This is a genomic window from Paenibacillus sp. FSL H7-0331 (genome assembly GCF_001956045.1).
In genome coordinates this window covers 401400-415415 of record NZ_MRTH01000003.1, presented here as the reverse complement: position 1 = coordinate 415415, position 14016 = coordinate 401400, and the positions used below count along the sequence as shown (strand labels likewise).

The following is a 14016-nucleotide window of genomic DNA, read 5'->3' as shown; positions in this document are numbered from 1 at the left end:
AGAATGACTTTATAGGTAATGGGGTACTTTAGTGGTATCAAACCTTATAAGGGAGATTGACGGATGGAACAAACAAAAAAAAGAAAGCTTGGCATATCCTTCGAAAACAGCAAGACGCCTGACTCCCAAAGCTCCAAAGGCCACGGTCGGGAGTTCACAGCCATTGCAAGTGTTCCTATCGTGCTTGTACTTGGCAATTCCATGCTCGTTCCTATATTACCTGATTTACAGGAAAAGCTTGGGGTGAGCCAATTTCAAAGCAGTCTTGTGATTTCCTTATTTTCGGTAACGGCTGGACTCATCATCCCGATCTCGGGATATTTATCGGATCGTTTCTCCAGGAAAGCGATTATGATCCCATCTTTGATTATATACGGCGCCGCTGGTGTCTTGGCAGGTTTGGGAGCCGTCTGGAACTCTTACAGCATTCTCATTATAGCAAGAGCAATTCAGGGTTTGGGAGCTGCGGGGACAGCCCCCATAGCCATGGCCTTGGCAGGTGATTTATTCAAAGGAGCCACAGAAAGCAAGGTGCTTGGCTTAACCGAAGCTTCCAATGGATTTGGTAAAGTGGTTAGCCCTATTCTCGGCTCACTGTTGGCACTAATCGTTTGGTATGCAGCATTTTTTGCCTTTCCAGTATTTTGCTTGCTGTCCTTGTTGGCTGTTATTTTTTTTCTGAAAGAACCGGCCAAAGAAAAGCAGCCACCGAAGCTCAAGCCTTATTTGAAAAGCATTGGCGCTATTTTACACGAAAAGGGACGCTGGCTCATCACTTCATTTTTTGCAGGATCACTTGCCTTGTTCGTCTTATTTGGCGTGCTTTTTTATTTATCCGACTTGCTTGAGAAACCACCCTATCTGATCGATGGCGTCAAAAAAGGGTTTGTGTTAGCCATTCCTTTATTGGGTCTGGTCATTACTTCCTATACAACAGGAACGTTGATCAAGAAAAACGGAACCCTTATGCGCTGGCTGATGAACATCGGCCTTTCCTTAATGACCCTTTCACTTGGTGCCTGCATTCTGCTGCACGATAAAAATTTACCGCTCCTGATCGGATTGCTTACCCTCAGCAGTGTTGGTACTGGCCTTTTGCTGCCTTGTCTGAACACCATGATTACCGGCTCTGTCGAGCGGGAGCAGCGCGGTATGATCACATCGATCTATAGCAGCTTGCGTTTTCTTGGAGTCGCTATGGGACCGCCCTTGTTCAGCTGGATGATGGATATTTCACACCGAATTATATTTATATCTGTGACCTCACTATGCCTGATAGCTCTAGCCTTTGTCTTTTTTCTTGTTAAGCCGGAAGGCACCATTAGCTAACAGTTTTCTTTCTAACCTTAACTCATTCAGTTATACTGAGAGTCATACGTCACTGCCTAAGGATGTTGACTCTCATGTATACATCAATCCAATTAACAAGCTCCGTCCGGGAGACAGTCATCAGTCATTGTATAGCAAATAAGCCGATGGAAGCATGCGGCTTTCTGTTGGGATGTATCGATGTCACTCAGATCCGTATTACCTCTTTTGTACCTGTTGCTAATGCTTCCAGGAGTCCTGAGAGACAATTTTCCATGCACGCTTCGGATATGATCCCCGTTATATTAAATAACACCTTCACTATTGTGGGGATTCTTCATTCCCATCCAAACGCCGCGGCCACTCCCTCTTCAGAGGATCTGTCAACAACCTGGTATGATATCCCGTCTCATTGGATCGTATCGCTGCAGCAGTCCACGATCGAAATCGCCGCCTACCAGTACACGCACAATTATCTAAGCCCAAATAGCTTTACAGAAACACAAACTACCAAATTTCCCAAGAAGCAGGCTCAATATCATCCTATCCCGATCATTTTAATAGAAGATGAATGACGAGCTGCGTTTCAAGCAATAAAACACCCCCCATCCGGTCTATACAAGACCCGTGGAAGATGTTTAATGGTTACCAAGATGCGTATATAAATCACCCAGTGAATGAATGTCTCTGGACCTGATCTCATTCATGTAGCTGCTCCATAGCTTAGCGGTCATTAAAGCATCCTCTAAAGCATGGTGACGCAACGAAATATCAATACCGTAAAATTGCAGCAGCGTATCCAAATCATATTTACCCAGCTTCGGATTCAACCACTTACCGATCATCATCGTATCAATCATCCGGTGTGACAGACTTACCTTTGATGTTTTCCATAATGCCGAGTTTAAGAAATGCTTATCATGACCCGTTCCATGAGCTACCAGCACCTTCTGCTGTACAAATTCCAGAAAAGCTCTCAGTCCCTGGTACAAATCTGGCGCTTGATCAACCATCTCGTTCGTAATTCCTGTCAGCTCGATCACCTGTTCGGGAATCAACCGTTTCGGATTGACAAGACTATAAAAGCTCTGATCCTCCATTATGGCGTCACCGTTGACAGCCACTGCACCTACAGAGATAATCTCATCACCATTGTAAGGCGAAAATCCAGTCGTTTCCAGATCAAACACGACCAATTCTACCGTATCCAGAGGGATATCATAAAGTGAATTTTTCCTCTGTTCCTTCATCATCGACCGCATGAAAGCCATCTGTTGAGCACTCTGGACATCAAACATTGAAGTAAGGGCAGGTGTAATCCCCCCCATTTTATATAAATGCCACATCCTGCCTGCAGGTCTCATATCCTTCATAGTGAGGTTCACCTAACCTTTATCCAGCTCTTTGGATATCATCTTTTTCACATATTTTTGCAAATCATTGCCAATTCGCAAGCACAGCTTTAATTCATTAATCCGTTGTTTGGTAAGTCCTTCCGCGGTCAGCTTGCCTCTGGACGTGTATTGGTTTTCCTCTAATTGAAAAGGAGTTAAAGAACGCAGCTTCAAAGCAATCGATAATGCCTCAAGCCAATCATAGGCTATTTCCTCTTCTACATGCCCATACTGCTGCAGCTTTAAAATTCTTTGCTCAGTTGAAGATTCATTCACGTCAGCCTGTATAGCTAATAAACGGACTCCATTAACAATAGGGATGTAAGCACCGTACTTGATATCCACGCCTCCTGCATCCTCACCATATCTCTCTTTAATCAATTGTCCGAACAAACCAAGTGAAATTTTATGATGAAGCGTATTGTGCAGCATGTGTTCCAGCATAATAGGATGCTTGTCGATATAAGCAAACAACTCATCCATGAGATCATTAACCAAACCTTCGTCTCCATAAATAAATCGCATGTCCGCCAAAATAAGCAAGTAACGAACATTTTCCCAATGTGGGTCTTGCAGCCATTCATGAAGCATCGCTTGATAGCCGCTGTAGGTATTTCTCCATCGATCATTCGTACAGATCACATCGCCCGAGCAAGGAGGATAACCCAACTCAATCAGCATGCTGCTAATGCGCTGCGTCAATATTTTAAAATATAAATCTGCCTGCTTCGAGGCTGTTTCGTCTGCAGGCTCTGCATAGATCAAACCATTATCCTGATCACTCCACAACGTCTGCTCACGTCGGCCTCCACTGCCAAAAAGCACAAAGGCATAAGGCTCCGGAGAAGCGCCATGCTCAGCATGAACAACGGCTTGTGCAAGCTCAATCGTATGATGGATCAACCAGTCATGGACCTGATTCAATTCACGGTTCCAATCCAGTGAATGAGAAAGAAGGAGACGTTGCTCGAATTCCTCATGCAGCTGATCCCGTAAATGTCGAAGCTGCACCATATCGCCAGCTTTCTCGATTTCAATACGAATCATATCCAATGAGAGAGGTTTCATGCGCGTCTCCTTCAATCCACAAGTTATTTAATTAAGTGTTTCACAAATTCAAGCTTTATGCAGACGTTGTACCCGCTTGAACCGCTTTTTTCATTTGCTCCGGATAGCCATAAGTCCCATGCTCGGATAGATCCAGACCAATAATTTCTTCTTCTTCAGTAACTCGCAAGCCGATAGTTGCTTTCAAAATACCAAGAATAATGAAGGAAAGTACAAGTACGAACAAGAAAGCACCGAATACGCCGAGAGCTTGAATACCTAATTGGTGGAATCCACCGCCGTACAACAATCCAGCTCCACCTACACCAACTGATTCCGCCAATTGTGGTGTAGCAAAAATTCCTGTTGACAATGTTCCCCAAATCCCTGCGATACCATGAACCGAGAAAGCATAGATCGGATCATCGACACCCATCTTTTCAAACCATTGAGCCGTAAAGAATGTAATAATACCGGAAATCGCACCGATGATGATAGCATCACGAGGAGTTACGAATGCGCAAGCTGCTGTAATCGCTACAAGCGCGGCAAGTACACCGTTCAACATGCTAGGAATGTCCGCTTTACCAAAGTACATCCATGATACCACCAGCGCTGCTACTGCACCAGCTGCTGCTGCAAGGTTCGTCGTCAAGGCTACATAACCGAAGAAACCATCGCCAGTTGCACTTAGCGTAGAGCCAGCGTTAAATCCAAACCAGCCGATCCAGAGAATAATAACACCAAGGACCGATAATACTTGGTTATGTCCGGGAATCAGATTAGGCGTTTTATCTTTATTATACTTGCCAATCCGTGGTTTAAGCAGGATAGTGGCTACCAATGCTGCTGTAGCGCCTTGTAAGTGAACAACTGTCGAGCCTGCAAAGTCCTGCATACCCAACGCGCCAAGCCAGCCGCCGCCCCATACCCAGTGAGCAACCACAGGATAAATCAGCACAGTGAACAATATACCGAAAATGAAGTAAACAGGAAGCTTACCACGTTCTGCAAAGCCACCCCAAGCAATTGCAAGTGACACTCCAGCAAAAGCTAATTGGAACAAGAACAGAATACTGATTGGAATCGGAGATCCAGCAAACACACTGATTGAAGCTGCTGTTTGCTCAGCCGTTCCATCCAGGAAGAACCCGCCAGTACCTACAAAGGCGTTACCATCTCCGAAAGCTAAACCGAACCCTACCGCCCAGAACGCGATCGCACAAAGACCGAAGGTTAAAATTGTTTTACCGGCGACATGACCAGCATTTTTCATTCGTGTCGAACCTGCTTCCAGCAATGCAAAACCTGCTTGCATGAAGATAACCAGTATGGCACCTAACATGACCCAAACGGAGTCAATCGCAGCCGCTAGCTGTGCAGGTGTTTTATCATCTGCAGCAAAAGCGAGGGTGGGTACTAGCAGCGACATGGCGCCAGTGGAGAATATTAACTTCTTTAACATGGTCGACACTTCCTTTTTAATGTTAGTTTATATAACATGTTCTGCAACTCTTATTGCCATTATAACCAGCTTTGTTGGATTTGACAATAGGATTTTATTGAATAAATAGTTAAAAACGAAAAATAACCTGACATGAATTAAGCATAATTCGGTTTTTCTAGTAATATGATAGCAAATTCCAAGCAAAATCAGCTTTATATATGACACGAACCCATTAATTTATCGGATATTTTGTATTTGTTTAGCTCACTTGATGTCAGGTTTGTTCATCATCAGCTCTTTCTTTTTCCAAAATAGCATAACGTTTGACTGTATGGTTTGCTTTCAGGTATCATAAATACTAAAGAACGACATGATTACATACTTTAATGTAAGTCCTTCTATTATAGAGGGGCTTGCCGTTATTGAATTTCATTAGGGGTGATGTGAATGGGGATATGAAATTGTATAGAATCGGTGAGCTGGCACGCTTATCTGAAGTCAGCCCCAGAACAATCGACTATTACACCAAAATCGGGTTGATCGATCCTGAGACGAGATCCGATACCAACTATCGCTTGTATAGCGATGAAACGTTAATGCGTCTTAAACGTATTGAAATTATGAAAAAGGACAAATATACTTTGGAAGAAATCAAGGCAAGCTTATTATCCTGGACCAAGGTGAGCCACAATGAGCTTGTAACGGATAAGCTAACTTCTATCCAGGTTCATCTTCAACAGCTGCAGCGGGAAGTTCAAGAGATTCGTCCTATTATAGATAAGATGAAGCCTGCGCAGATGAAAAAAATGAACAAGGTACTCACTCCTCACACGGTGGCCTGCATCGAAGCCTTGCTCTTACTTCTGGGTAAAAGTCCCCTATCTTAAAGATACTGGAGGTCTAGCAGCATGTTTTTTCACCCTTTGGATTATTTGATCATCGTTGCTTTCATCCTTTCCTTATGGGCCCAATTTAGAGTAAAAGGAACTTTCAATAAATGGTCTCAGGTTCATGCATCTGCAGGGCTCACAGGAGCCGAAGCAGCCCGCCGCATGCTCGATGCCAACGGTTTGTATGATATACCTGTCGAGCCCGTTCAAGGCAGTCTTACCGACCACTACGATCCAAGCCATCGTGTCGTGCGTTTATCGGAGCCGGTGTATTATGAAACGTCCATTTCAGCCATATCGGTCGCTTGTCACGAGGTCGGTCATGCCATTCAGCACAAACTGAGCTATCCCATGCTTTCATTCCGGCACTTTATGTTTCCCGCCGTTAACTTCGCATCTGGCATTGCTCCATTTCTCATCATGGCAGGATTGTTTTTTCAGCAATTTAATTTCCTGCTCGGTATTGGCATCATTTTCTTTTCCGCAGCAGTTGCCTTTCAACTCGTAACGCTTCCGGTGGAGTTCAATGCAAGCAATCGTGCCAAAGAGCTCATGATTTCCCAAGGCTTTATTCGTAATGACGAGAAAAAAGGGGTTTCCAAGGTACTCAACGCTGCTGCACTTACTTATGTAGCCGCTGCACTGATTTCTCTACTTCAGCTTCTCAAGTACATCATGATTTTCAACAACCGCAGGGATTAAAAAAAAGCTGGTCCTCCAACGCTCAAACGAGCAGGAAGGCCAGCTTTTTCAGTTTTCTAGTTCTCTTGAAAATGATCAAATAAAAAATGCTGAAACATTTCAGCAACAAGCGGCAGCTTGTCCCCGGTTCTTTGAATTAATCCTACACTACGAGTCACCAGCGGTTCAATAACCCTCACCTTGGCCGGCTGCAACTGGCTAATTTCAGTCAAGGCCATCTCTGGCAGCAGACTTACCCCCACACCCGCAGCCACTAATCCACGGATCGTATCCGTCTCTTCGCCCTCAAAACCGATCCGCGGGACAAAACCCGCCTTTGCACAAGCTTCCAATACAATATTTCGAAGTGAATACTCATCACTAAACATAACAAACGATTCTTCCCTGAGCTGCTCAAGCCTGATGGTCTCATTGTCTGCCAGTTTATGTCCTTGCGGCAATATAGCATACAACTCCTCCTGCAAAAGCAGTCTGCCGCTTACATAAAGATGCTTTTCAGGAAAAGGAGAAATAAAAGATAAATCAATCTCTCCCTTCATCACATCACGAATGAGACTGTTATACGTTCCCTGTCGCAGCCTGAATTTCACATTGGGATGCGATTGACGAAAGCTCGCAACTACAGTCGGTAGCAAGTAGATCCCCAGGCTATGCGGGAAACCAATACGAATCTCCCCCGCCTCAGGGTCCAGAAATTCCCTAACCTCACTGACCGCACGCTCCATATCAGCCAAGACCACTTCGATGCGTTCAAGAAACAGCTTACCCACTGAAGTGAGCTGCAGATTGCGTCCTTTACGTACAAACAGAGGGACCCCCAATTCTTCCTCAAGCTGATGAATTTGTCGGCTAATCGCTGATTGTGCAACGTGTAGCTCTTCTGCGGCATTGGTTACATGCTGTTTTCTTGCCACTTTCACAAAATATTGAAGCTGCCTTAACTCCACACGATTGATCTCCCTTCGATTGGACAAATTCCTTTTAAAAAGTTTATAATAAAACTTGGTGAAATACCAATCATTCTCATAAGATAATAAGGAGGCCCAATTAACATGGCACAAGAGCGTACAGGTGTAGCAACCCTGAAAGGCAATCCGATAACTTTAGTTGGCAATGAAGTTAAGGTAGGCGACAAAGCTCCAGATTTCACTGTTAACAAAAATTTGTTGGAGCAAGCAACACTGGCTGACTATGCAGGCAAAGTCAAGCTGATCAGCGTGGTCCCTTCTCTTGACACAGGCGTTTGTGACGCTCAAACTCGCCGATTCAATGAAGAAGCAGCTAAATTGGGCGATAATGTAGTCGTATTGACAATCAGCGTTGACCTTCCTTTTGCACAAGCCCGCTGGTGCGGAGCAGCCGGTATCGATAAAGTTATTACACTTTCCGATTACAAAAACCATTCCTTCGGATTAGCATATGGCGTATTGATCAAGGAGATTCATTTATTGATGAGATCTATCTTTGTTCTTGATGCGAACGATAACGTACAATATGTTGAATACTTAGGCGAAATGACAGAACATCCTAATTATGAAAATGCCATCGAAGCTGTTAAAAAGCTCGTATAATTCAATTTAGTGGAAAGTCTAACATTCCATGACATAAAAACAGCGGGAGAAGCCAAGCTTCCCCCGCTGTTTTTATGTAAACCTACATTAGATAGCCTTACAAACCTTGCAATCAACTTGCCTACTTTTTCAATTAATCCTCTTTGTAAGCGGCAAGCCTTTTGTCTAGCTGTTTGTATATTTCCAGGATGGTGCGGTAATTGGATCCAAGGTCCCCGAGCGACCCTCGAGAAGCCGAATAAATATCGATAGCTGTTTTTAGTGGGTTTATCCCGAATAAGGTTAATGTAATATCTTGCGTCCGACCTGTAACTGTCTTTTTCTCTACAACGATTTCCCCTACATTTCTTACCTCATGGAGAAGCTTGTACCCATTCATTTTCTTAAACATATTGGTAACTTCATCCCAAACTTGATCCATAGAAAGCTTATAATACCGGGTCTTTAATGCCGGATCCTTGGCTTTCTCTCCTGTCCCATCGTGACTGCGAATTAGGCCGATTAAGGTTCGCTTTAACAAAGCTTTCCCCCCTCATGAGAAGTGCAAAATATAATCTGTAAACACTATCTTTAATCATACCATTGTTTGTTCGGTTGAGAAAGTATTATTTCACACTTTAGACAAACTATGTGATTCATATTAAAATTCTTTACAATTTTATGACAGTTATTCTATTTGTATGGCACATGGAGCAGGATTTCATAAATTCATTGCGAATATATGTATAGAATCATTTGTTTATTAAATAAACAAAGTTCCTATATTACATTTCGAGGTGAACCCCATTGACTTACTTTTTAGGTATTGATTTAGGAACATCAGCAGTCAAATGTATTTTGGTTGATGATCAGGGAAAGGTCAAAGCAAGCCATAGCGAGGAATATCCACTTCTGCAGCCTGAACCCGGCTGGGCCGAGCAGCACCCCGAGGATTGGTGGAAAGGTACAGTGGCAAGTGTAGTGGCCTTACTAGCAAAGGCATCGGTTGCGGGCGACGAGGTCGCAGGCATCGGATTATCAGGCCAAATGCATGGCTCCGTATTCCTTGATTCCGAGCTGCAGGTCGTACGTCCTGCCTTATTATGGTGCGACCAGCGTACAGCAGCAGAATGCGACTTCATCGAGCAGGCAGTCGGAGGTCAGGCTGAGTTAGGCCGATTAACAGGCAACAAGGCACTAACCGGCTTCACAGCACCCAAGGTGATTTGGCTTCGAAATCATGAGCCTGAGCACTATCGTCAAACTCAACATTTATTGCTGCCAAAAGACTATGTACGTTTACAGCTGACAGGGGCTCTTGGTATGGACGTAGCCGATGCCAGTGGTACTTTATTGCTGGATGTTGCCGAGCGCAAGTGGTCTGAGGATGTCGTCAATCGTCTCGATATTCCGATGGAGTGGTTGCCTCCCTTATTCGAGAGCAATGAAGTAGCAGGCTATCTACTCGCTGAGATTGCCCAGCTGACAGGGCTCAAGACCGGTACACCCGTCGTGGCGGGTGGTGGAGACCAAGCATGCGGTGCGGTAGGTGTTGGTGTTGTACGCGAAGGAATAGCTTCCGTAGCTCTCGGTACTTCCGGTGTTGTGTTCGTTCATGATGACAGCTATCAGATGGATCCCGCTTGCAGGCTTCACTCCTTTTGCCATGGGGTTCCAGGAAAATGGCATCGGATGGGTGTCATGCTTGCTGCCGGAGGATCATTTCAATGGTGGAAAAACCATTTTGCATTTGAAGAGCTGCAGCAGGCAGAGGCTGAAGGACGCGATGTTTATGAGTTTTTAACAGCACTTGCCGAAAGTGCTCCTTTGGGTAGCGAGGGACTGCTCTTTATGCCATATTTGACGGGAGAGCGCACACCTCATCCCGATCCTAAGGCCCGTGGAGGCTTCATAGGCCTGAATCTTCGACATGGTAAGGCTCATTTAACAAGAGCTGTGCTCGAAGGCATTACATTTGGGCTGAGAGATTCTATGGAGCTCATCAAAGCCTCAGGCATTGAGATCAAGGAGCTGCGTGTAAGCGGCGGTGGTGCGCGCAGCTTATTTTGGAGACAGATGATTGCTGATATATTTGGTTATCCAGTGATTACAGTTAATTCAACGGACGGACCCGCTTATGGCGCTGCAGTCATGGCCGCCTCAGGCGTGCTTCAACAAGAGATTAGCGACCTCTGCGAACGTTGGATCGAGACCGTAGAACGGGTTGATCCAAATCCGCAGCGGCAGGCTCAATACGAGAAATATTATGAGGTTTATCAGACGTTGTATCCCACATTAAAAAACACGATGCATCAACTCAATGATCTCGTTTCCTCATAATCTCAACATTCTTACTGTTACTCCATTTCCAAACAAACAAAAACCAGTCACAACACGAGAATTCAGTGTTGGACTGGTTTTTGTTTGCTCTGTCATTTTAAAATACCAGGATATCGAATCTTGCGTTTAAAGCTAGCAATAATTTCCGAGGAAATAATATGCACTTGGAATATATGGCTGAATTATATGTCTCCATTAATAGGACGCAAAAAAACCCGCAAATGCCGTCCGGTTTAGCGCTTCAAACCCGCTCTCGCAGGTGGGTGTCCGCAAAACCACTTTTGAGGTCCCTTTTCGAGGGCATGTCAGCCATGGTTTGATGTAGGTCTCCCAAGAAACAGTCATTGGTTCAAAACAACTTAAAACCGTAACGAACATCGCAGGATTTTTTTGTACCCTTATTATATGATTTTGAGGCATAATTGTAAACCTCAGCGCTCGCATTGATTATATCCAGGTCAGGGTAGTTATGGTTTATCCGTTTTGTTTTCTTCTTCCGAATCTTTTTTGTCCAGGTTTATCGTCGGCAGTAAACGGCTATCCTGATCATTTTCTGATGTTCCCAGTGATTCAACACCCGACTCAGCTTTCGCTTTACGAGCAGCCTCCTCGGCCTCCTCAGCAGCTTTCTCCTCCATGGCCTGCTGCTTGGTCTGCAGCTTGCCGAATATGAGATTAAAGTGCCAAAACGAAATAACCGCGATTAGACTTCCCATAAAGAATGGGATTAAAAAAGTAAATTGTGTAAAGCTGATATACACCACAAATCCGTTACAAATGATCATCGACAAGGAACGAATCGGATGCCCGATCGAAATCAATATCGCATTTTTCAGGACTTGAAAAAATTTCATGTGCAAATGGCTAATGATCGAAAAGAAATGGAAGAACGAAACTCCAATTAAAGCTGTAAGCGTCAACACTAAAAACTTTAAAACACCAAAGGTTCCTGTTTGACTCCCGTAAAATTTAAAGTTCGTATACAGGATGACAGCGATTAAAGCATACACAATACCACCAAGCATGCTCTGTACGAAGTTATCTTTGTAACCTCTGAAAAAGGTTTTTAATAAAGGTGCATCCTCTTCACCAGTCAACCATTTCCGAGCAACGGCAAACATCGCAGCGGTCGAAGGAAACAAGGTAAACGGCGATACAATGGCAATTAGAATCAAAGTCGACATCAACTGATCCAACGATTCCGTTTGCAATAAAAGCAGACCTAACAGGAAGAAGGGAAGCGCACATATTACCCATAATACGTTAATAACAGATAACCGCATAATCCATTCCGATATACGGTAAAACCCTCCCATGATACCTCTAAATTCCAAAACAATGCCCTCCTCGTTCATATGCGTAACTGAAAAATTCGTATATCGTATATTATAGCTTATTTTAGCATTGGAAGGTAGCAAAACAAAAGGTGAAGCTTGAAACGCAAGCTTCACCTCGAGAGCATTAGTTTTTCACAAGATCTTCATTGGGACGAGCAGATGTGGTGCGGTTAAAACCACGATCCCGACCGTAATCACGGCCTTCATTGCGATTGCTGCTGCCACGGTTGTCGCGACCTTCACGTGAGGAGTAGTCACGGCTTCCACCGCCGCTGCTGCCACTGCGTGGAGGTCTCGAACCACCACTACTGGAACCAGAAGAACGATCATAAGGTCTGCCGCTGCCACCGCTGCGAGCGCCTGCTGCTGTACCGTAGCTGCCAGTCGGCTTGCGTCCGGAGCTGCGTACATCTTGTCTTCTCTTCTTGGCACGTAACGGCTCTTCAGGAGTCAATTCAATATTAACTTCTTTCTTGTCGCCAGTTAACAATTTCAATGCTGCAGCCAACAGGTGAACGGAATCATGCTGCTCCAGCAATTGAATAGCCAGGCCTTTATATTCATTGTGATCGTCTTTGTCCAACAGATCCAGGATACGCTCAGCTGTCATTTTTTGCTTGCCTTCGATGGCTTCAGCAATACTTGGCATTGGCTTCTTGGCGATCTTTTGACGAGTCAACTTCTCGATAAAATTCAGGTGATCGATTTCTCTTGGTGTAACGAAGGTGTAAGCTGCGCCTTCTTTACCTGCACGGCCTGTACGACCGATACGGTGAACATAGCTTTCAGGATCCTGCGGCAAATCGAAGTTGATTACATGAGTAACACCGGAAACGTCCAGACCACGAGCTGCAACGTCGGTAGCTACCAATACATCAATACTTCCGTCACGGAATTTACGCATTACGTTATCGCGCTGATTTTGTGACAAGTCACCGTGTAAACCTTCTGCTGTATAGCCGCGTTTTTGCAAGCCTTCTGCCAATTCGTCAACCCGGCGTTTTGTACGTCCAAATATGATGGCCAATTCCGGTGAGTCCATGTCAATCAAACGACACAAAGTATCGAATTTTTGTCTTTCCTGCAATTCAATGTACGATTGATCGATCAAAGGTGCACTCATTTGCTTAGGAATTACAGATACATGCTCTGGATTGCGTAAAAATTGTTGTGCCAATCTTTGGATGTTGGTTGGCATTGTTGCTGAGAACAGCATCGTTTGACGTTCCGAAGGAACCAGCTTCAAGATGGACTGGATGTCCTCCATGAAACCCATGTCCAGCATTTCGTCTGCTTCATCAAGGATAACCGTTTGTACGTCATCCAGCTTGATTGTTTTTCTGTTGATGTGATCAAGTAACCGTCCAGGTGTACCGATAATGATTTGCGGTCTTTTTTTCAAAGCACGAATTTGCTTCACGATATCTTGACCGCCATAGATTGGCAAAGAGCGAATGCCCTTAAATCTGCCGAGCTTTTCGATTTCTTCTGCAACCTGTATGGCCAGCTCACGAGTCGGGCACATAATCAAAGCGACGATTCTGTCTTCTTTAACGTCGATTTTGTTTACTAATGGAATACCGAATGCCGCCGTTTTCCCTGTACCGGTTTGCGCTTGGCCGATTAAATCGCGATTGTCCATTGCGATAGGCATAGCTTTTTCTTGAATCGGTGTCGATTCCTCAAAGCCCATCTCTGTAATGGCACGCAATACCGTTGGGTCCAAGCCGAATTCACTAAAATTTTTCAAATGTTTTCATTCTCCTTTTAGGGTGTTGTTTGTATATACCCTTAAGTGCGACTCCTATATCCTTTTTTGTATCTATAAAATGCGTCCGAAGCATTCGTAATTACATACGCAAGGCCGTACTTAAGAATATCTTTAGTATTGTACCATAAACTCTAAAAATATTCCAGAAATTTCAGATGACTAAGAATAATAATAACCCGTTTGAAACCTGCACTACCTCTTAGTCGTATATATTAGTTATAATGTTTGTT

Annotated in this window: 13 protein-coding genes and 1 other RNA gene; 6 read left to right on the top strand and 8 right to left on the bottom strand. The window is 44.3% G+C overall.

All coding sequences use genetic code 11. The features are described 5' to 3' along the window. Positions 1-63: 63 nt before the first annotated feature. Complete coding sequence (locus BK127_RS06710; RefSeq protein ID WP_076229211.1) at positions 64-1329, top strand: MFS transporter; 1266 nt, start codon at positions 64-66, stop codon at positions 1327-1329. Between the two features lie 74 nt (positions 1330-1403). Next, entirely contained in the window at positions 1404-1883 is a 480-nt protein-coding gene (locus BK127_RS06705) for a M67 family metallopeptidase (protein ID WP_076229210.1), read from the top strand. A 63-nt stretch (positions 1884-1946) separates the two neighbouring features. On the opposite strand, the gene BK127_RS06700 is transcribed toward BK127_RS06705, so the two are convergent. The 3 genes from BK127_RS06700 to BK127_RS06690 all read right to left on the bottom strand — a co-directional run bounded on the left by BK127_RS06700 (position 1947) and on the right by BK127_RS06690 (position 5214). Continuing rightward, positions 1947-2681 (bottom strand): exonuclease domain-containing protein, encoded by a 735-nt coding sequence (locus tag BK127_RS06700; RefSeq protein WP_076229209.1) that lies wholly within the window; start codon positions 2679-2681, stop codon positions 1947-1949. Between the two features lie 12 nt (positions 2682-2693). After that, positions 2694-3749, bottom strand: a complete 1056-nt coding sequence (locus BK127_RS06695) for a DUF294 nucleotidyltransferase-like domain-containing protein (RefSeq protein WP_256711195.1) — start codon at positions 3747-3749, stop codon at positions 2694-2696. Between the two features lie 76 nt (positions 3750-3825). Beyond that, positions 3826-5214 (bottom strand): ammonium transporter, encoded by a 1389-nt coding sequence (locus BK127_RS06690; protein ID WP_076229207.1) that lies wholly within the window; start codon positions 5212-5214, stop codon positions 3826-3828. Positions 5215-5651: 437 nt separating this feature from the next. Here BK127_RS06690 and BK127_RS06685 point away from each other — a divergent pair, with 437 nt between their 5' ends. Beyond that, the gene (locus BK127_RS06685; RefSeq protein ID WP_076229302.1) at positions 5652-6083 is read left to right on the top strand and encodes a MerR family transcriptional regulator; all 432 of its coding nucleotides are present in this window, start codon (positions 5652-5654) and stop codon (positions 6081-6083) included. A 21-nt stretch (positions 6084-6104) separates the two neighbouring features. Beyond that, positions 6105-6788: a zinc metallopeptidase gene (locus tag BK127_RS06680; protein WP_076229206.1), complete on the top strand. Its 684-nt coding sequence runs from the start codon at positions 6105-6107 to the stop codon at positions 6786-6788. Positions 6789-6844: 56 nt separating this feature from the next. On the opposite strand, the gene gltC is transcribed toward BK127_RS06680, so the two are convergent. Beyond that, positions 6845-7735 (bottom strand): glutamate biosynthesis transcriptional regulator GltC, encoded by an 891-nt coding sequence (gltC, locus tag BK127_RS06675; RefSeq protein ID WP_076229205.1) that lies wholly within the window; start codon positions 7733-7735, stop codon positions 6845-6847. A gap of 105 nt (positions 7736-7840) precedes the next feature. Between gltC and tpx the strand changes: the two genes are divergently transcribed. Further along, entirely contained in the window at positions 7841-8359 is a 519-nt protein-coding gene (gene tpx, locus BK127_RS06670) for a thiol peroxidase (protein ID WP_076229204.1), read from the top strand. Between the two features lie 133 nt (positions 8360-8492). Here the strand turns inward: tpx and BK127_RS06665 are convergent, their stop codons facing one another. Further along, the gene (locus BK127_RS06665; protein WP_076229203.1) at positions 8493-8879 is read right to left on the bottom strand and encodes a DUF1499 domain-containing protein; all 387 of its coding nucleotides are present in this window, start codon (positions 8877-8879) and stop codon (positions 8493-8495) included. A gap of 266 nt (positions 8880-9145) precedes the next feature. Between BK127_RS06665 and xylB the strand changes: the two genes are divergently transcribed. Continuing rightward, positions 9146-10678, top strand: coding sequence for a xylulokinase (gene xylB / locus BK127_RS06660; RefSeq protein ID WP_076229202.1), 1533 nt, complete (start codon positions 9146-9148; stop codon positions 10676-10678). 208 nt (positions 10679-10886) lie between these two features. On the opposite strand, the gene ssrS is transcribed toward xylB, so the two are convergent. The 3 genes from ssrS to cshA all read right to left on the bottom strand — a co-directional run bounded on the left by ssrS (position 10887) and on the right by cshA (position 13765). After that, a non-coding RNA gene (gene ssrS, locus BK127_RS06655) (6S RNA) lies at positions 10887-11067 on the bottom strand. Positions 11068-11145: 78 nt separating this feature from the next. Continuing rightward, positions 11146-12012, bottom strand: coding sequence for a YesL family protein (locus BK127_RS06650; RefSeq protein ID WP_083689110.1), 867 nt, complete (start codon positions 12010-12012; stop codon positions 11146-11148). A 127-nt stretch (positions 12013-12139) separates the two neighbouring features. Beyond that, the gene (gene cshA / locus BK127_RS06645; protein ID WP_076229201.1) at positions 12140-13765 is read right to left on the bottom strand and encodes a degradosome RNA helicase CshA; all 1626 of its coding nucleotides are present in this window, start codon (positions 13763-13765) and stop codon (positions 12140-12142) included. Between the last annotated feature and the right edge of the window lie 251 nt (positions 13766-14016).